Source organism: Pandoraea sp. SD6-2, from assembly GCF_000389825.1.
GTDB lineage: Bacteria > Pseudomonadota > Gammaproteobacteria > Burkholderiales > Burkholderiaceae > Pandoraea > Pandoraea communis.
The window spans coordinates 89,052-108,157 of sequence record NZ_KB944426.1 but is presented as its reverse complement, the minus strand read 5'-3'; the positions used below and the strand labels follow the sequence as shown (position 1 = coordinate 108,157).

Below are 19,106 nucleotides of genomic sequence, written 5' to 3'. Positions count from 1 at the left end.
CGCGTTTGCGAGGCGCCACTTATTTATTGGTCGTCGCCGAAATCCCTGTGAGGACTGTCGGTGCTACAAAAGTAACGTAATCCTGCCCGCGGTGCTGGCCAATCTGCTGAAGAAAGCCACGGAACTGCGCAGACTTATCGGTAGTCTTCTTTCCCAGCTCAGAGTCGATCTCAAAGCCGAAATAGGTCGGAATGACCTCCTTGTCCTTCACGGCCCACTGGATGACTTCCGTGACGGATTTCACACCGTCATATTGTCGGTGGAGATTGGCGATGTCGTTGGCATATCGCTGCTGATAGCTTTGCCTCGATCCTTCCAGCGACGCGGTATTTGTACCGGAATTGGCCTTGTCGAGTTCTGCCTGATAGCGCTCGACTTCAGACACGGCGTAAGCCCTTGAGGCATCCCACACCTGCTTCGCCTTCAGCGCCGAAGGGCCATCCATGCCGGCCATCTGGGCCTGACTCTTTTCGTCGATTTGCCGCAATTCGGCCTTTTTCTCTTCGAGGAGCTTCGTATAGCGAGCCGCATCGCCTGCCGCGCCTTCAATGGCTTTCCCGAGATTGTCGTTGCTGGCTTTGAGATAGCCGTTGATCTCGTCAATCTGCGCATCGCGAACCTTGTTCAACTCGGCGACGGCGTCGTTCAACTCGCAGCGATATTCAACCGCCGTGCGATTGCTGCTGTCTTTGAACGTTTTCCAACTAATGCTTTTGCAGGCGGCACGTTCGGACAACGCCGAGCCGTAAGTGTGCGTCGTGTCGACGGGGTCGTTGGCGGCTTTCACCTGACCGATTTCGGAGTCCTCGCAACCCGCCAGAAGGACGCAGAGCAGTGCCGCAGCGACACCATATCGTAATCTCAGATTCATTTCTTCCGCATTTCATAAAAGACGACGGCCCCATATCTCCTGCGGCGGGGATGCACGAGATCCCGGTCGCAGGAGATATGGGGATTGCTACGGGCCGGCATTGATGCCGAACCGCCTGAGAGATAACGGCATTTTTCTGCGGATGTTTAATACACCTAATGATCTGCCTGGCACGCCATCGGCGGGCGCGCGCAGTCATCGCATCCATAAAAAAATGGCGTCGAGAGCGGAACGCTCCGGACGCCATTTGATCGTGATGCGACGGTGTGACGGCGCAAGTCCCGCGCCGTCACCCAGCTTCACACTTACATCTGCACCGTGTCGGCGACTTCCTTGAAGTCTTCGATCTGGTCGAAGTTCATGTACTTGTAGATCTTGTCGCCGTTGGTGGCGAGTACACCCATGTCGGCCATGTACTCTTCCTTGCTCGGAATCTTGCCCAGACGCGAGCAAATCGCGGCGAGTTCGGCCGAGCCAAGGTACACGTTCGTGTTCTTGCCGAGACGGTTCGGGAAGTTGCGGGTGGACGTCGACATGACCGTCGCGCCTTCGCGCACTTGTGCCTGGTTACCCATGCACAGCGAGCAGCCCGGCATTTCTGTACGGGCACCCGCCGTGCCGAAGACACCGTAGTGACCTTCTTCCGTCAATTGCTTCTGATCCATCTTGGTCGGCGGGGCAACCCACAGCTTGACCGGAATGTCGCGCTTGCCTTCGAGCAGCTTGGACGCCGCGCGGAAGTGACCGATGTTGGTCATGCACGAGCCGATGAACACTTCGTCGATCTTCGCACCGGCCACATCCGACAGGGTTTTCACGTCGTCCGGATCGTTCGGGCAGGCCACGATCGGCTCGTGGATGTCGGCCAGATCGATCTCGATGACCGCGGCGTATTCCGCATCGGCATCCGGCGAGAGCAGCTTCGGATCGGCCAGCCATTGTTCCATCGCCGCGATACGGCGTTGCAGGCTGCGCGGGTCTTGATAACCTTGCGCGATCATCCACTTCAGCAGCGTGACGTTGCTGTTGAGGTACTCGATGATCGGTTCTTTGTTCAGATGCACCGTGCAACCGGCGGCCGAGCGCTCGGCGGAGGCGTCCGAGAGTTCGAACGCTTGCTCGACCTTCAGGTCGGGCAGGCCTTCGATTTCGAGGATGCGGCCCGAGAAGATATTCTTCTTGCCTTGTTTGGCAACGGTCAGCATGCCTTGCTTGATGGCGTACAGCGGGATCGCATTGACGAGATCGCGCAGCGTGACGCCGGGCTGCATCTTGCCTTTGAAGCGGACCAGCACCGACTCCGGCATGTCCAGCGGCATCGTGCCGGTGGCGGCCGCGAAGGCGACCAGACCCGAGCCTGCCGGGAAGCTGATGCCGATCGGGAAACGCGTGTGCGAGTCACCGCCGGTGCCCACCGTGTCGGGCAGCAGCATGCGGTTCAGCCACGAGTGGATCACACCGTCGCCCGGACGCAGTGCGATGCCGCCACGCGTGCTGATGAAGTTCGGCAGGGTCTGGTGCGTCTTCACGTCCACCGGCTTCGGATAAGCGGCGGTGTGGCAGAACGACTGCATGACGAGATCGGCCGAAAAGCCGAGGCAGGCCAGATCCTTGAGTTCGTCGCGGGTCATCGGGCCGGTGGTGTCTTGCGAGCCGACCGAGGTCATCTTCGGTTCGCAGTACGTGCCCGGACGAATGCCCTGACCTTCGGGCAGACCGCAGGCGCGGCCAACCATCTTCTGCGCCAGCGAGAAGCCGCGGCCGCTGTCGGCCGGCTGCTGCGGCAGGCGGAACAGGGTCGACGCGGGCAGACCAAGGGCTTCGCGAGCCTTGGCGGTCAGGCCGCGACCGATGATGAGGGGAATACGGCCACCGGCGCGCACTTCGTCGAACAGCACGTCGGACTTGACCTGGAACTCGGCGATGACTTCGCCGTTCTTCAGCGCCTTGCCTTCGTACGGGCGCAGTTCGACCACGTCGCCCATTTCCATCTTCGACACGTCGAGTTCGATCGGCAGGGCGCCAGCGTCTTCCATTGTGTTGTAGAAGATCGGGGCGATCTTGCTGCCCAGGCACACGCCACCGAAGCGCTTGTTCGGGATGAAGGGGATGTCTTCGCCCGTGAACCACAGCACCGAGTTGGTGGCCGACTTGCGCGAGGAGCCGGTGCCGACCACGTCACCCACATAGGCGACCAGATGACCTTTTTCCTTGAGCGATTCAATGAACTTGACCGGGCCGCGCTTGCCGTCTTCTTCCGGGGTAATGCCGGGGCGTGCGTTCTTGAGCATCGCCAGCGCGTGCATCGGAATGTCCGGGCGGGTGGTGGCGTCCGGGGCCGGCGACAGGTCGTCGGTGTTGGTCTCGCCCGTTACCTTGAACACGGTAATGGTCAGGCTTTGCGGCACTTCCGGACGGCTCGTGAACCATTCGGCGTCGGCCCAGCTCTGGAGCACGGCGCGCGCATTGGCATTGCCCTTGTCGGCCAGTTCCTTGACGTCATGGAACTGATCGAACATCAGCAGGGTTTTCTTGAGGGCGTCGGCGGCGACGGTGCCGACTTCGGCGTCCGGCAGCAGTTCGATCAGCGGCTGGATGTTGTAGCCGCCCAGCATCGTGCCGAGCAGTTCAGTCGCACGGGCACGCGAGATCAGCGCGCAGCGGGTCTCGCCCTTGGCAACTGCGGCAAGGAAGCCTGCCTTCACGCGAGCGGCTTCGTCCACGCCGGCGGGCACGCGATGGGTGATCAAGTCGAGCAGGGTCTGCGCTTCGCCAGCCGGCGGGTTCGTCAGCAACTCGACCAGTTCGGCGGTCTGCTGTGCCGTCAGCGGCAGGGGAGGAATACCAAGCGCGGCGCGTGCGGCCACGTGAGCACGATAGTTTTCAAGCATGGGGAGACCTGCTGTGTTGCGTTTCGGGGGAAGGCTGTTCAGGCCTCCAAGGCTATACCGGGCGCTACTTTGATCGTGATTTTAGTCTCGACGCCGCGTCTCGTCAAACGTCTTATATCTTATATAAGAGTTGGGCGAGGCGAGCGTTCGTCGTCCGACGGTCGCCGTGACTTGACCTCATTTGCCGAGCAGGACTTCGATGCCGTGTTCAGCCCCGGCGGATTGTCGCGGGATACGGCCATCGTCTATGGGCCTCACGAGGGGGCTTTGAATTATCTGTTCTCGCCATTGAGTTCCGGTGCGAGTTGCCAGACGCGGGGCGATCTGTCTTGTGCCGGGGAGATGCCCCCATTACCCTTGTCTCTGACTACTGCGCAACTCGATTCGAATGGATTGAGGCTGGCGGGTAGTTCTCCCCTGCGGTTTACCTCGACCGCACTTCTCCCTACCGGCCCCCAGGTGGTAGGGAGCCTACGCCGCCTCTTTCAGGGGCGGTTTTTTTTTGCCCGGCGCATGGCAGTCCGATCGGCTCGCCGGGCGTTCACTTTTTGGCGGGGGACGGCGGAAGCACGGCATCGGGGGCGCCGTCGTGCGATATGAGAATCGCCAGCCATCTTGAGCTTTCAAACTGCGCGGCGATGACCATCACGAGGACGGTCAGTGGCGTCGAAAGAATGGCGCCGGGTACCCCCCACACCAGCGTCCAGATCCCCAGTGCGAACAGTCCGACCAATGGGTCCGTGTTCGTGCTTTTCGCCTGGAGCTTGGGGAGCACGAGATTGTGGGCAATTTGGAAAATGGAAAGGGTGAGGACAAACACCCCGAGCGGCACGGTAATCGAATCGCTATGGAGCGCGGCAAATAGTGCGGGCACAACGCTCGCTACGAACGGTCCCACGACGGGCATGAACGCGAGAAAAAACACTGTGACTGCCCAGAATGCGGTATTGGGCAGTTCGGCAATCCGGAAGACCAGCGCGGAGATGACGGCAATCGCCAGGTTGATGGCCGTCTGAGAGATCAGATAAGCCTGTACGCCATGCACGATCTTGTTGAGAACGATGCGCTGCGAATTCGCTCTGGCCTCGCTCGTCGTGATCCGCAGTATTTTCGGCTCGGTGTTCGTCATTGCCCCAAGCAGCATGAACACGAGAAACATCAAGGTAAGAAATGCCATCGACACGGCGTTTCCCACCCAGGCGGCAAGGCTGTGCTCGAGTTTGGGGAGATCGATCAACCCGATAACGGTTGCGAGATCGAATTTCCGCCCGAAGCCCACGGCGGCAGACCGAATGAGGCGGTCGAGTTGAGCGGGGAGGTCGGGGGACTGCTGGATGAGATCGCTGATGCCCTGGAGCGTGATGATGAAGATGCTATAGGCGGTGAACCCCACAATCGCTGCGGTAGCCACCAGGATCAGCCATTTGGGCGCTCGCGGAAGGAGGCGCACGACCACGGAGACGATGCCCGAAATCAGAATTCGCAGGAGTATGGCGAGAAAGAACGGGATGAGTACCGGGCGAAGAAAATACAGGGTTGCCAGACCTGCGGCTACGCCTGTAGTTGTCTGTGCAACGGACCCGGGTGTTGTTGTCATGATGGATTTTCTTAACGGTCAAGGCAGAAAACGCGCCTCTGATCGCGCGTCTTTCGTCCGCAAGAATATCAGGCTAATTTATTTCGGGGTGATGGCATCGGCGATGCGGACAGGCGGGGGCGTGCGCGTGGCGAGGCGCACAAAAACAGGGGCCGCCTCGCTGCATCGGCAGCCGGCGGCCCCTGTCGTCACTCACATCCTTTCGCGGATGACTCCGCTCACTGGCTCGCGCTTACTTCACTTCCTCGATCTCGCCCGGCTTCCACGTCTTGTCGAACCATGCATCGAGGGGACCGTACAGTCGCAAGATCGTGAACCAGCCTTTGCCCGGCACCGTCTGCGTCCAATTGGCCTCTTTGCCTTTGGGCGCCTCGGGCCCGAAGTACAGATCGACTGACCCGTCGGCGTTGGCGATCAACTTGTCACGCTTGTTGTTCTTGCTGGGGAACGGTTGCGAGGTCTGAAGCTCGGAGCGGGTCTGCGGATCGTAGAGAACCACCGACCAGAAGTCCTTTGCCGGCACGCCATTGGGAATGCGGAGGCGGTAGTGCTTCGCGCCGTCGAGAGGCTTGCCTGCCGCATCGGTGCTGGCAATCGCATACTGCGAACCCTTGCCGACCAGTTTCGCAGCCATCGCAGGCGTGTTGACCGTGGCGACGTAGAAGAAGCTGGTACGTGCATCGAGGTCGCGGCCCGAGAGACCGTCGCCGCCCAGCCAGCGATAATCGTCGCCGATAAAGCCGGATCGCCACGCACTATTCGGATACAGCGCGGCGCGCGGATCGCGACTGCGGAAGCTGATGGCACGCGCGGTGGCGTTACCGACGGCGACCGCATCGGTGAGAATCTTCGTCATCCGCTCGTCGGGGGCGAATGTCTTGCCCTTGCGGATGCCAATCGAGGCGACCAGTCCACGCAGTTCGGGATCGATGAAACCGATAGGTTCCTTCTGGATGACGTGATCGAGTTCCTCGAAGAACGCGAAGGTGTTGGCATGCACCGTGTTGAGGGCTTGTTTCGAGGAGTTGATGAACTCCATCTTTGGCGGGTTCTTTGCGCGGCTCAGCGAGTAGACCTTGAAACCTTCGCGGAACATCTTCGACGCCGCGTCGGGTTTGCCGTCCACCAGGAATCCGCGCAGGACCACGAAGTTCACATAGGAGGGTGAGCGCGAGATGTAGTACTCGCCACCGTCCTTCACATCCTTGGGGAGTTTGCCCGTGTAGTCCGGGGGCACGATCAGGTACTTGCCGCCCTTGCCGCGATCCGGACCGGGGGCGCCCATGTCGACGACGAAGCGGAAGAACGCGTCGTTGACGGTTCCCGGACCGCTGCCCGGCGGCACCTCGACCACGGTCGGGCCGTCGGTCTGCAGATCGAGCATGGAGAAGGCGTAGACCGTGTCGGTGTTGGCGGTGAGCAGAAGCGGATTGGAGTCGGCCAGTTGATCGTAGATCGTGGCCTGGTTGCTCTTGGTCGCCCCGAGCGCAACGCTTGACCGGCGGATCGCTTCAATGCTCGCGGCAGGCATGAGATTGAGGAACACTTCCACGCCGCGCAGGAAGTCGAGGTTATCGAAGGCCAGTTTAGCCGTGTCTTCCGTCGGAATACCGTCGGCAAAGTTGAGCGTGCCAATTCGGGTCTGGACCGTATTGGGTGTCAGCACTTCCTGCGGGATGTAGGTATTGAACCCTCGCGTCGGCGCTGCTCCATCGGGAGCCTTTTGCGCGTAGGCGCCCGGGGCACATAGCGCCCCAATGAGCGTGGCGGTAACAAGGCTACGGGTACGGTTGAATATCATTCACTTCTCCAACACTAGAGTTGTTGCTAAAGAGATGCTTGTTTCGAGCTGCCGGCATTCGCGCTTGCACGAGCACGGCAAGAGCGGCTGAGGCTGCCGCTCGGTCTTGTTGGCGGCGTTCAGTTCCAGTGGCCGGGGATCCAACGCCAGTTCGCACCGAACCGGATCCAATGGCCGGGTATCCAGTGATGCCCGACTCGCACCGGTTGCCAGTGCCCGGGCTCCCAGACATACCCACCCGCCGCCCAGCGCCAATGGCCGGGGTCCCAGACATATCCCGCACGAGCCGCAGGCACGACTTCCACTCGTGCGGCGGGCGGTTCGTGGGGCGCGATGATAACCGCCTCTGCAACGGCAATGCCGCTGGCGAGCGTGAGGACTGCCGCGCCTAGCCACGCACAAAGGGACTTCCTTGTCATAACGTCTTTGTTTCCTTGTTGATTGCCGGCGGAATCGGGTTGCGCTGAATTCCGCCATCGGAGATCGCTCATACGTCGATAGCGAGTCCGATAGTGGGGCGCGAAGCCCCATCTTTCGGTGCTCTCGCGTTGACCATCGAGCGAGGGCATCCGATCGATTGGTTACTGATCAGACAAGGCCGCTTCTTCTGCGCCGCAGTTGAGTGCAGAGGCAGAACCTTGGGTTCTCGCGTTCTGAACTTCCTTGCGCGCGGCCTTCACGTCGGCAAGAAATGCCGCATTGGTATGAAGTTTGGCCACCGTGGCGGCGCCCATGGTGCGTCCCGCATCCACGTCGCTTTGCCAATGCGCATTGCAGACGACTCGGCTTTGACCGAACTCCAGGCCACGCTTGAACAGCGTATCGGCTCGCTCAGGGCTGATTTCGGTCAAGACCAGCGCCCATGCCCAGCCGGCCGCGGTGTGGCCCGACGGGTATGAGCCGTCATGGCGCAGCAACGGTTCCTGCTCCGGCATACAGGTGCCTTCGTTGTGAACCACGAAGGGGCGAGTGCGGTTGTATTTGTTCTTGACGCCATAGGTGGACATCCCCGCATCGGTCAGTACTCGCTCCATCAGGTGATACAGACGAGGGGTCTTCTTTTGATCGATGTCGACGCCCATTGCGCAGGAGAAGTTCTTGGCCGGCTGCGGAAACACGAGGTCGGCGTCGAGACGCGCGATCTCCGAGCGCGCTTTGCCGCGCAACGGCACGGTCGCTTCCCTTGCTGCTTCGTCTCGGGCCAGTGCCGCGCTGCCGTCGGCAGGCGGCGGTCCGAGCAACTCGAGACTGTTAGGTAAGTCTTTCTGCGGGAGATAGCCGGGCGCGAATTTGAAGTGCGGATCGGTGATCTTCGGATTCGGCGAGCTGTCCGAAGCGGTTGCCGTCGCACAGACAACGCTCAGGAGCGCAGCGCCGAGCACGTACGTCATCTTATGATTTTCTAGGCGCATAGAGGATGGTTCTCGTTTCAATGTGATTGAGAATTGATCGCGCATCGAGCATCCGGTATTCGCTTTTTGCGGCAATGAAAGAGGGTGGTTTATGTTGTTCTTGTGAAAAACCGGCGGCAAACCACTCAGTGGATTTCTTTATGGCAGTTGTCCCTCGACTGTACTCCGGGAGCTTTCGAGAGAAACGGGGTTGAGGGTGAAATGAGTCAAATTGGTATCAAGAATGAGACGAAATCGAGGGGTGGTCGCTGCGGCGGACAACAGACCGGGCTTCCCGAGATTTTCCGAGTGCCATCGTCAGACCGACGGTACCGCTTGCATGGCAATCAGGAATTTCGTGACCTTCGCGGTTTTCGGGTCCATCAGACATTCGAACGAAAACGTGCGCCATCCTCCGTCGTATCGCGCCTGACCGGTGCCAACCAACTTGTCGCTGCGAATCAGGCTGAGACTGTTGGGGTCATCGGTGCCGAGGAATACGCGATCCACCCCCTTGAGCTTGCCGTCAAAGGCCGCCAGCGCTTTCTGACGACAGATGAACTCGGCGACCTGCTTCGCGCGCGGCCACCCGCGGGCGACCGCACGGTCGCTCGGCGAACGTAACCCGGTGATGCTCGCATCGATCACGCGTTGCTGCGCCGGCGACACAATGGCTTCCATCGGTTGTCCGGAAGTGGTGGCATCAAGGGGCGCGCAGTAGCCCAGCGAAGCCACAACGAGTCCGCATACGCCAAGGAGTGATCGCTTGCACATGAAATCAACAGCCCTATCAAGAGAATTGAGACATCCGTGGGGACCAACCGACATGGGACGTGCGCAGGCTCCGGAGTCCGATGCCGACACCGGTGAGGAAGATGTCGCTATCGCGATCGGACCTCGACCTCACCCGTGACCCAAGCGAGCTTCGCCCCGCCATCGTTTCGAAAACGAATGAATGCGCGGGCGCGTTTTGCGAGGTGCCGCTGCTCACCACGGACGGCCCGCAGAGGGTGTGCAGCATGTGTTTTCCGTCAACCGCAGCGGGTTGCGCATGCGGCTCTGCGCGTGTCACGACATCGACTGGATAGCGAACGCCGAGCAGATACGTCGTCGTATCGATGCTTCGGTGCGTGCGCACCCAATTGACCCGAAATGTTGCCGCTCAGTGGGGCGAGAAACAGCCCTTTGAGTGATTTGACGTCTTATTGCGCGGACGGATATTTGGAAAATCGATCTCGATTTTTGATCCGTTCACCCAGTCAGCCGGAGGGCCTTTTCAATGGTTCGGAGCGCGCGGCTAAGCAGAAAATCAAATACTGGCAGCCAAGTATCAAATGCGCCGTTCATTTCCTGAAGGTATAAAGCGAATCGTCTGAACTTGCCGGATCGCGCTGACGGAAGATCCAACGAGGGGCGGGCGTGAAATATTCGGGCTGGGCTTGCTCGCGCGCTGGCGTAAGGTTCCGTGCGATGAGCGGGAGGACAAACGGTGTTTGCATTGATACTGACTGCGTCGGCGTTTCTCGACACGAACGCGTCGCCAGTTGTGGGGCCGTCAAGCGGAGACCACTCGAAAGTCGAGACGCTCGTGCGCTCGATAGTTGAAGACGGGCATTATGTCCTGACGTTTAACGTGCTCGAAAAGGCCCTGGTGGCTATCGAGAAAGGGATTCCCGACGTCGTCATCATAGATCTGAGGCGTGCGCACTGGACCTCGCTCGATCGGATCAGTGTCGTGCATCTCAGGAATCCTTCAGTTCCACTTGTGGTGATTGGCGTTCGAATGACGGATCACGAGGTCGTGATGGCCCTTGACGCCGGCGCCAGCGAATGTGTCGATGCCGCATGCGCCCCCCCGGTTTTCCTGGCACGCCTGCGTGCGCTGGTTCGCCGGTCGCTGCCGATCACAATGCGCCCCACGCGCATCAATATTGGTGCCTACGATCTATGCAGCACCTCACGTTCGGTGTTGGTGGCGGAGCAAGCTGTTGTCCTGACGGAACTTGAGTTCGATGTCGCCTGGACACTCTTTTCCCACTTCGAGAAAACCGTCTCGAGAGAAGCGCTCTTGCGAAATGTCTGGCGCCTGAATGTTGACCGGGAAACGCGGCGCATCGATGTACTGGTTGTCAGACTACGAAACAAGCTGAAACTCAGCGCAACGGGTGAGCTGCAACTTGCCGCCGTGCGTGGGCAGGGGTATCGGATTTTTCGCTCGGCCAAGCACTCCGACGAGTATCGCGAGTGGCCCCCTGCGTTGCCGAGAACGTGGCAGTGAAGGTCGATCAGCCGTGCCGATTTCGTAACGGCATGGCGGAGAACCGTCGCCCATGGACGGCTCCGCAACCGATTGCAGACGCCGGCGCGTTTTTTCTCGGCAGGGGCGCGATGCGGTGCGGAAATTCAATACCGTTCTTGTATTTGTCAAAGATAGCAGCGGGGGACATTCAATAGGCTTGCGTGACAGGAGGTGTTGGCAAACAAGTCGCAGATCCTGATCATCCATCGAGCTTATGCCAGGGGGGGACGTGCAAACGAATGTGGCGGGAAGACCTGCGTTTCCTCGGCATTGGCACCTCTGGCTCGCCATCTCTGCTGGCGTTGTTCCCATGATCGCAGCGGTCTGGCTCGCGTATTGGCATGCGAGCCGTTCTTTGGACGACGAAGTCCAACTGCAGGCGCATCGTGTCCTTGTTCACGTTGAGTGGATATTGGGCAACGCCGCAGAGGCGGCCGCCCGGGTGCGTGACGAGGCAGGGAAAAGTTGCGACGACGTGGTGCTGGACCTGCGCAAGCAGGTCAACTCGGTGCTGTTCGTCAGGTCGGTCGATTTGTTCGTCGATACCTCTGCTGTCTATTGCAGTTCCTTGTATGGCACCTATCGCCGCGAACGCGACGTCTCGGATTACGTCGACGGGCACCTGCAAATCCTTCCGCACAGCGGAACCGTTCCTGACTCCACACTCTTCCTATATCGGAGCGCAGTGCGAGGCCGTGGTGCGATTGTCGCTATCGACGGACGGCACGTTCGCGATGTGCTGGGGCTGATGGCGCGTGACGGAATTGACATGACGGTTCATGTGGGCGCGGTGTCCATCGGAAAGGATGGACTCATTTCGGTGCATTCGGACGCCCCCGCCAGCACGGTGGTTATGCGTTCCAAACGTTTCCCTGTGCTTGTCCGTGCAGAGAGTCCCCGGCTGGAGCTTGCAAGACGGGTGATCTCCGATTACGCCGGATTGCTGATCGCATTCGCGGTACTCAGCGTGTTTCTCGGGAGCGTTGTCAAGCGCGGATTAGCTGCCGTAAGTTCTCGTCGTCATGAAATGGTAAGAGCATTGCAGTTCGGTGAGTTCGTGCCCTATTTTCAGCCGCTGGTTTGCGCAGACGACGGGCGCTGGATTGGGGCGGAGATCCTCGCTCGGTGGCTCCATCCGAAAGAGGGCGAGGTGATGCCGGACAGTTTCATTCCGCTGGCCGAGTCGAGCGGGCTAATCGTGCCGATGACGCGAGCGTTGTTCCGCGCCGTAGGAGAAATGTTGGCCTCCGTGGATTTGCCGCCGAATTTCCGGCTCAGTTTCAACGTGAGCGCGCGACACATGAGTGAGCGATCGATCATCGCGGATTGCGACGCTTTGCAGGCGGTGTTGGGCAAAAGTCGCGTGCAGCTCGTGCTCGAAGTTACGGAGCGAGATCTGCTGGGCTCCGAAATCGACACCATGGAGATATTCGACGCATTGCACGCGAGAGGCATAAAGATTGCCATCGACGATTTCGGTGTCGGGCATTCGAGTCTTGGCTATCTTCGCGATTTCGATATGGACGCCGTAAAAATCGACAAGACCTTCGTGGCGAAGATTGGCGGAGGGGCGCTCTCTCAGCGAGTGCTCGACAGTATCCTCGAGATGGCAATGAAGCTCGGCCTGATTATCATCGCGGAGGGAGTCGAGACATCGCGGCAGCGAGATTACCTGTGTGAGCGCGGAGTGCCGATTCTGCAAGGCTATCTGTTTGGCCGTCCCATGCCGATTCACGTGTTTGTTCCCCGCCTGGCTGAACGGTGCCGTGCGGATGCCGGGCAGGCGGCGAGCCCATGCCCCGCCGTTTTGTAAGCAGACTTTCTCTTGCTCAGCGGAGGATGGAGACAAAAAGAACCGAATTCTGAGACGCCAGGGAGAGTCATGCTCCCCCATGTTGACGACAATGCTCTCACGATCCACGAGGCGCCATTCGGCCCGATCGATCATGTGCGCGCCTACCACTGATTCCTGAACGGTGGTGGCGTGCCGTCAGGGAAAAACGGACCTATCGGCTTTTCTATGGCGAGAGTGTCCGGCTTGTGTCAAACGGGGGACGTGCCATGCAATTGCAATCACAATCCGAGCGTTATGTGATGGTCGATGGCGGAATCGGTCACATAACGTGCATCAAGGATGGCGTGCGTTTGAGCGGCGTTAGCCTTCGCGTGGTGCGAAGTCTTACCGAAGCCCTGAGGGGCTGCGCGTCGGACGACCTGCCCGATCTGGTGCTTGTCGGTGTTCGCGATTCGAATGTCGACGCGATTTCGGGATGCCGCGAGGTGTTGCGCCAACATGACGCATCGATCATCGCGTTTGGACCTGCGCAGGCCCCGGCGCTGCGGGTGCGGTGTTTCCGTGCTGGCGCCGTCGATTACATCGACACCGATGCATCCCCCAAAGAGTTGGACTTGCGCATTGGGATGCATCTCAGGACGCGGCCTGAGTTTGCCGTTGTGCCGGCATCTCGGAATAGTCTGGACATCACGGGCTCGCGCAAGCAGGAAATCTATCATCTGGCCGTGAAGTACCTTGCTCAAACCGAGATCGGCAACATCTCGCAACAGGTGCTGGCCTCGCGTATCGGCGTGTCGGTGGGGCACCTCGATGCCGCTTTTCGAAGTGTTCTGGGCTGCAGCATCGTACGGTTTCTCAAGCGGCGCCGGATCGATCTTGCCACCGTGTTGCTCAAGGGAAGCGATATGAGCGTGACGGCCATCGCCGAACTTCTGGGGTTTTGCGATGGCGCCAACTTCGCGACGGCGTTCAGACAGGACGTCGGGCAGTCGCCATCCGAATACCGATATGCTTCGAGCGACGAATGCCGGAGCGGGAGCGGCCTGCGCGCGCAGGATTGGCGCACAGAGACGTGCGCACCGCAAGGGAGGACGCTTGGGTATGCCGGGGCGACGTCATGACGAGCCCGTCAGCCCCTTCCGGGCCGCATGCGTCGCAAGGTGAGGGGGGCGGGTTCTCCGCCAATACAGCAATTCGTTCCACCCTCTGGCTCCTGACTGAGCGCCCTGCAGCGTTTGCCGACGTGGTTGACGAACTGCGCGCTCAGCTTTTCGACGTGCGGGAGGTGTGCGACGGCTGGACGAGCTACTACGAGGCGCTGGTTTCTCCGCCGACGGCCTTCGTCGTCGACGGCGCCCTCCGCGCGATGGATGCCAGGGCATTTTGTTGCCTGATGGGCGGTGCGCCGCGCCTTCGTGGCGTACCCGTCATCTATGTCGATGCCGAAGCGGCCAGCGAGGCTCGCAGCCGCGCGCTGGCTTCCGGTGCATCTGACTGCATTGTCTTTCCCTTCATGCCCGAGGAATTGATTGCGCGATTGCGTGTGCAACTGCGAATTGGGCGCGGTGTTACCGATCCGGTCGAACGCGAACGGGTCGATCGCGCGTCGCGAAGCACGCGTACGGTGATGACACTGATCAACGGCGGCCGGATCGCTGACATGAGTGCGAAGGCGTTGGCGAGCGCCGTTGGTGCAAGCGATCGTCGCTTATCGCGAGACTTCAAGGATAAGTTGGGCGTTTCGGTGTCCGAGTATCTGCGGCGGGAAAAACTGGCGCGCGCGGCGTGGCTGCTGCAGCACTCGGGCATCTCGGTGACGGATGTTGCGCACGAGGTCGGCTTTCGGAGTCCGTGCAATTTCAGCGTCGCATTCAAGAAGCACACTGGCTTGACACCCTCAAAATTCCGCGCGCTTCGGCAGTGCCGGGCCGCGGATAAAGATGAGGACGGCAGCTCACCGTCTTCCGATAACTGAGCGGAGCCACTTACGTCCGACGCCGGAGCCCTCCCGAAGGGGGCCGAAGCCGTCTGTGTGCCCTGTCAATACCCCCCCGGCGAGACGGCATCGACCGAATCGCATTCTCTCGCTTGCCGTGTTAAATTCCGCATAATACGCATGCGTAGCTGTAATACGACGCTGGCCGCAATGGCTCGGCCGATGGGCATAAGCGCGGCGATTCGGGGCTTGCCCGAAGATGATAGGGTGCGATCCGAAGCATCAGGCGTTGGCCTCGAGACTTAGCGGGTCAAATTGCATGGTGTTTGCCCCAGTTGCCAGCGAAGCGGCTTCCCATGTGGACACTTCGAAAATGACGTCTTCTTGCTCGGCATATTGGGCGTCGGCATTAAGGAAACCAAGGCATGCCCACCAACTCCGGAGCGGACGCATTCGGCTTGCAGTCGACCGACGGCGTTACGTTTTCCACGGCCTATCTCCCTCCCGAGGATCGTGACGAGGCTTGCCGCCTGCTCATCAGCCCTTTTTTCGACGCCCGTCATGTCAAAAGTGAAAAAGGGGGCAGCCTTGAAGGGGCGCTGACATCGACACATGTCGGCAGGTTGCTGATAGGTGAGACGGCGTTCAATTCGCAGCGGCATGAACGGAGTCGGAAGCTGACATTGAGCAGCAGTCTCGATCAGTACCTGATCCAACTGTTCATTTCCGGTTCGCTCGATGGCGATTTCGAAGGGGTGCCCGTTGCGGTGCGTCCGGGCGATATTCTCGCCATGGATCTTTCGCGCGTTGTCAACACACAGGTTAGCCCAGGCGCGACGGTGTCTCTGGTGATCCCGCGCGAGGCAATCGACAAATCCACTGGCGGGCGCAGCATCCACGGTACCGTTCTCAAGGCTGAATACGCTGTCACCCGTTTGCTCGCCGGATTCCTCACCAGCCTGTCGGACGTGGCCGCCGAGATTGACAGCGAGGAAGCACCCGGTGTGGAGAGTGGCGCGTTGAATCTGCTTGCCGAGATCCTCGCCAAGAAGTCGGAATCGACGTGGTTCAACGAAGACTCGGCGCTCTCGCGCGTGCTGCGCAGTCAAGTGCTTTCATACATCAATGCCAATCTCACGTCGCCTTCCCTGGGGCTGGATGCCATCATCATGCGCTTTCGTGTCTCACGTGCGCATCTCTATCGCATTTTCGCGGCTGACGGCGGCATCGCGACGGTGATCCGTAACAAGCGGCTGGATGCCGCTTATCGCGCATTGACGCTCGGGAACGGACGGGGTGCGCTGTCCATTACCCGTCTCGCGCATGACCTGGCATTCTCGGGGAGTAACCATTTTCTACGGGCGTTCCGGGCACGTTTCGGGGTGACGCCGAGCGAGGCGCGAGAACTGGCTTTCTCATTCGAGCTTGCCGACCAGAGCGTTGCGGGCTTGTATACCCACCTGTTGAATTACGCAAACCCCGCATCGGAGCATCTGGCCCAGCAAACCGCTGAGGCCTCGGTACGATTGAAGAAGCTGAAACCCTTTCCCGATGATTTTCAGGGTGCCGGGGGGAGTGCCTTCATGACACCGGATTGATGCCGGCTACTCGTGGCGCGCGGGCCCACCTGCCGCAACGTCGATGGCAAGCAGACCGTCTTGCGACAGTGAAAGACCGATTCGCTGCGCTGCCTCTCCCGAGGTACGCCTGACCAGAATCTCCCGGGCAATCGTGGGCAAGACTTGTTGATTGATGTGGGCGTCGATGCCGCGCGCGCCGGTATCTCGTGCGAGACACTGCTGCGTCAACGTCGTCACCAGCGATTCGGCTACGGATAACGTCATCCCGTGCTTCCCTTTCAGGTGCTCCGCGACCTTTGCGAATTTCATTTGAGCGACCTCCCGGAGGGCTGACCCATCCAAAGGACGGTACACAAGAGGTTGCACGCGTTCGAGAAGGGCGGAGGAGAAGTGTGTTGACAACACCGGTCGAACCGCGTCGAGCAGTATGTCGTGGGGCGCGTCCGCTTGTTCGGCGGTGATCGACTCGATCGTTTCGCCCCCGACACTGGACGTCATCAGGAAGACGCAGTTGCGGAAGTCGATCGTGCGTCCCTGCGCGTCGTGAGTCACGCGCCCATCGACCACTCGGCAGAGTATGTCCAACACCTCGCGATGGGCATTCTCCAGCCCATCAAGCAGGACAACGCTGTACGGCCGTTGACGCACCGCTTCGGTCAGCACACCCTCCCGGCCATATCCGGCATCGCCCGGCAGTGGTCCCGTCAAGCGGGAGGCGGTGCGGGCTTCGTGGTATTCGGACATGTCGAGGACGATAAGCGCGGCCTGACTGCCGAACAGGATGTCCGCCAGTGCCAATGCCGTCTCGGTCTTTCCCACCCCGGATGGCCCGGTCAGCAGAAAGACCGCTGACGGGGCACGCTCCGGCTTGAATCCGGCATTGGCGGTCCGAAGGTTTTCGGCGAGCACCCGCAGCGCGTCGTGCTGTCCCGCTATCCGTGATCTCAATGGCGTGTCCAGCGCGAGGAGATCATGTGACTCGTCCATTGCCAAATTGCCGACAGGAATCCCCGTCCACTCGGCGACCACCTGAGCGACTACCTGTGCGTCAACGTCAGCGGACACGAGCGGGGTCGTGTCCTGAGCCTGCGCTTGTGCCAGCGCTTCGCAAGCGAGCGCCAACGCGTTGGCGTTGCGCATCTGAGGCGCTGCGTCGCGCTGCGCCCGTATGGCATCGGCAAGCTCGCGCTCGGTAGCGCAACGGGCTCGAACGTCATTCACCTCAGCCCTTGCCGCATGAAGGGAGATTTCGATGTCCTTCAACCGTTTGGACGCGCCGGCTCCCGCTTCGGCAATATCGAATTCAAGTGTCGCCTGCTCGATTTCTAGTGCACTGACTGTTGCCGAGGCTCGCTGAAGGGCCGCCGGTGCGATGTCGAGCGCCATCCTCACGCGCGCGGCCGCGGTATCGAGCAGATCAAAGGCCTTTTCCGGCAACTTCCGCGTTGGAATATAGCGACGCGCGAGCCTGACTGCTGCCACCAGCGCGTCGTCCCGCACATGGACTCGGTGGAACGTTGCGTAGTGCCACTTGAGTCCGCGCAACATCAGGCATGCGTCGTCGTCGTCCGGCTCGTCGACCCGAATGATCTGACAGCGGCGCGCCAAGGCGGCATCGTGTTCGAAGATCGCTTTGTATTCCGCCCACGTCACCACGACAATGGTTCGTATGTCGCAACGTGCCAGTGCGCGCCTCAATAGATCGATTGCGTCTGCTTCATTTGTCGAATTACAGGATCTCGATAGCGTGTGGACTTCGTCGATAAACAAAATCACAGGCTCGGCGCTCGCCCGCGCCGCGTCGATTACGGCGTCAAACCGCTGCCCGAATCCGGTGTCTCCTTCGATACCCGGCAGCAACGACCCGAGGGAAAGCGTCAGAATACGCACGTCGCGAATGACATTCGGCACGTTGCCGCTCGCCACGCGTAACGCCAGCCCATCGACCAAGGCCGTTTTTCCCACCCCGGGATCTCCCACCAAAATCAGATTGTTTTTTCGGCTCTTGGCGAGGACCTCGATCATTTGCTGGATCTCTCGATCACGCCCGAAGACGGGATCGAGTTCCCGGTTTCTCGCTCTCTTCGTCAGATCGGTGGTGTGACGTGCCAGCGGGTCCGCCGATGCCAAGCCCATGCCGTAGGCCGCTGCCGGCATGTATGACTGCGCCATGGACGCCATGTCCTGCCCGAATGTCGTTTGAAGCATTGAGTCGACTATCGCTGAGGGCGCGCTGAGGGGCGACGGCGTTTCGCACGTGTGGGCGCCGAGCTGCGAGAGAAGTTTGTCGATTTGAGCGCTGTTGAAGCTCAATAGCGGCCAGAGCGAGGGGGCACGCAGCACGTGTGGTGCATCAACGATGACCTGGAGCAAATGGGCGGAGCGGATAGGCCATTGGGCATTGTCCACGCAGGCGTGCAGCAGGCTCACGAGTTGCGACGACAGGCCAGGATCTTTTCGCAGATTGCGCGGCAGGCGGTCGATGGTGGACATCAGCACATCCCAGAGAACATCCACGTCGATGCCGTAGTGGCCCATGATGGCGGGGATATCGCCGTCACCCGCCTCAAGGAGCGCGAGCAACCAGTGCTCGACGGTGATTTCGTCTGAAAGTCGCAGCTTGCACAGACTCGCGGCCGCCTCGAGCGCCATCGCACAGTGAGTATTGAGGCGTTGCAGCACGAGAGTGGTATCGCGAGATGTCATGTCAGGCATGCAAGAATTTCGGGGGAGGGCGAGAGACTCCACAAGCTTACGAAGCGAGCCTAAGAGACGCGTCGGCAAACCAAACAGCTCCCGCCGGAAAAAACGTTACCCCGACGTGCATCGCGCTTAGTGGGCGCTTTCGGCTCGGAATGGGTCAAACGCCATAGTTCACCTTAGCAACGCTGGTTACACCATGCCTTTGAACTTTTGCAAAGGTTGTTTGATCTCGATCTCTATCG

The 19,106-nt window shown here is 60.2% G+C and carries 13 protein-coding genes; 5 read left to right on the top strand and 8 right to left on the bottom strand.

Annotation, left to right across the window (positions count from 1 at the left end):
* Positions 1-19: 19 nt before the first annotated feature.
* The 7 genes from C266_RS05190 to C266_RS26055 all read right to left on the bottom strand — a co-directional run bounded on the left by C266_RS05190 (position 20) and on the right by C266_RS26055 (position 9,232).
* The gene (locus C266_RS05190) at positions 20-871 is read right to left on the bottom strand and encodes a hypothetical protein (protein WP_010806193.1); all 852 of its coding nucleotides are present in this window, start codon (positions 869-871) and stop codon (positions 20-22) included.
* Between the two features lie 305 nt (positions 872-1,176).
* Positions 1,177-3,762 carry a bifunctional aconitate hydratase 2/2-methylisocitrate dehydratase gene (acnB, locus tag C266_RS05185; RefSeq protein ID WP_010806192.1) on the bottom strand — a complete coding sequence of 862 codons (2,586 nt, stop codon included), beginning with the start codon at positions 3,760-3,762 and terminating at the stop codon, positions 1,177-1,179.
* A gap of 541 nt (positions 3,763-4,303) precedes the next feature.
* The gene (locus C266_RS05180; RefSeq protein WP_010806191.1) at positions 4,304-5,359 is read right to left on the bottom strand and encodes an AI-2E family transporter; all 1,056 of its coding nucleotides are present in this window, start codon (positions 5,357-5,359) and stop codon (positions 4,304-4,306) included.
* Between the two features lie 232 nt (positions 5,360-5,591).
* Entirely contained in the window at positions 5,592-7,160 is a 1,569-nt protein-coding gene (locus C266_RS05175) for a DUF1254 domain-containing protein (protein WP_010806190.1), read from the bottom strand.
* A gap of 119 nt (positions 7,161-7,279) precedes the next feature.
* Positions 7,280-7,579, bottom strand: coding sequence for a YXWGXW repeat-containing protein (locus tag C266_RS26615; protein WP_081636167.1), 300 nt, complete (start codon positions 7,577-7,579; stop codon positions 7,280-7,282).
* A gap of 162 nt (positions 7,580-7,741) precedes the next feature.
* The gene (locus C266_RS05170; protein ID WP_371257033.1) at positions 7,742-8,617 is read right to left on the bottom strand and encodes a phosphatase PAP2 family protein; all 876 of its coding nucleotides are present in this window, start codon (positions 8,615-8,617) and stop codon (positions 7,742-7,744) included.
* A 252-nt stretch (positions 8,618-8,869) separates the two neighbouring features.
* Entirely contained in the window at positions 8,870-9,232 is a 363-nt protein-coding gene (locus C266_RS26055) for a hypothetical protein (protein WP_010806188.1), read from the bottom strand.
* An 808-nt stretch (positions 9,233-10,040) separates the two neighbouring features.
* Between C266_RS26055 and C266_RS26050 the strand changes: the two genes are divergently transcribed.
* The 5 genes from C266_RS26050 to C266_RS05140 all read left to right on the top strand — a co-directional run bounded on the left by C266_RS26050 (position 10,041) and on the right by C266_RS05140 (position 16,179).
* Positions 10,041-10,829, top strand: a complete 789-nt coding sequence (locus C266_RS26050; protein ID WP_010806187.1) for a response regulator transcription factor — start codon at positions 10,041-10,043, stop codon at positions 10,827-10,829.
* Positions 10,830-11,160: 331 nt separating this feature from the next.
* Entirely contained in the window at positions 11,161-12,663 is a 1,503-nt protein-coding gene (locus C266_RS05155; protein ID WP_010806186.1) for an EAL domain-containing protein, read from the top strand.
* A 248-nt stretch (positions 12,664-12,911) separates the two neighbouring features.
* Entirely contained in the window at positions 12,912-13,766 is an 855-nt protein-coding gene (locus tag C266_RS05150) for a helix-turn-helix domain-containing protein (protein ID WP_010806185.1), read from the top strand.
* Positions 13,767-13,888: 122 nt separating this feature from the next.
* On the top strand, positions 13,889-14,620 hold the full coding sequence (locus C266_RS05145) for a helix-turn-helix domain-containing protein (protein ID WP_168162868.1): 732 nt from the start codon (positions 13,889-13,891) through the stop codon (positions 14,618-14,620).
* Positions 14,621-15,039: 419 nt separating this feature from the next.
* Positions 15,040-16,179, top strand: a complete 1,140-nt coding sequence (locus tag C266_RS05140; RefSeq protein ID WP_168162867.1) for a helix-turn-helix domain-containing protein — start codon at positions 15,040-15,042, stop codon at positions 16,177-16,179.
* A 6-nt stretch (positions 16,180-16,185) separates the two neighbouring features.
* Here the strand turns inward: C266_RS05140 and C266_RS05135 are convergent, their stop codons facing one another.
* Positions 16,186-18,945, bottom strand: a complete 2,760-nt coding sequence (locus tag C266_RS05135; RefSeq protein WP_371257032.1) for an AAA family ATPase — start codon at positions 18,943-18,945, stop codon at positions 16,186-16,188.
* Between the last annotated feature and the right edge of the window lie 161 nt (positions 18,946-19,106).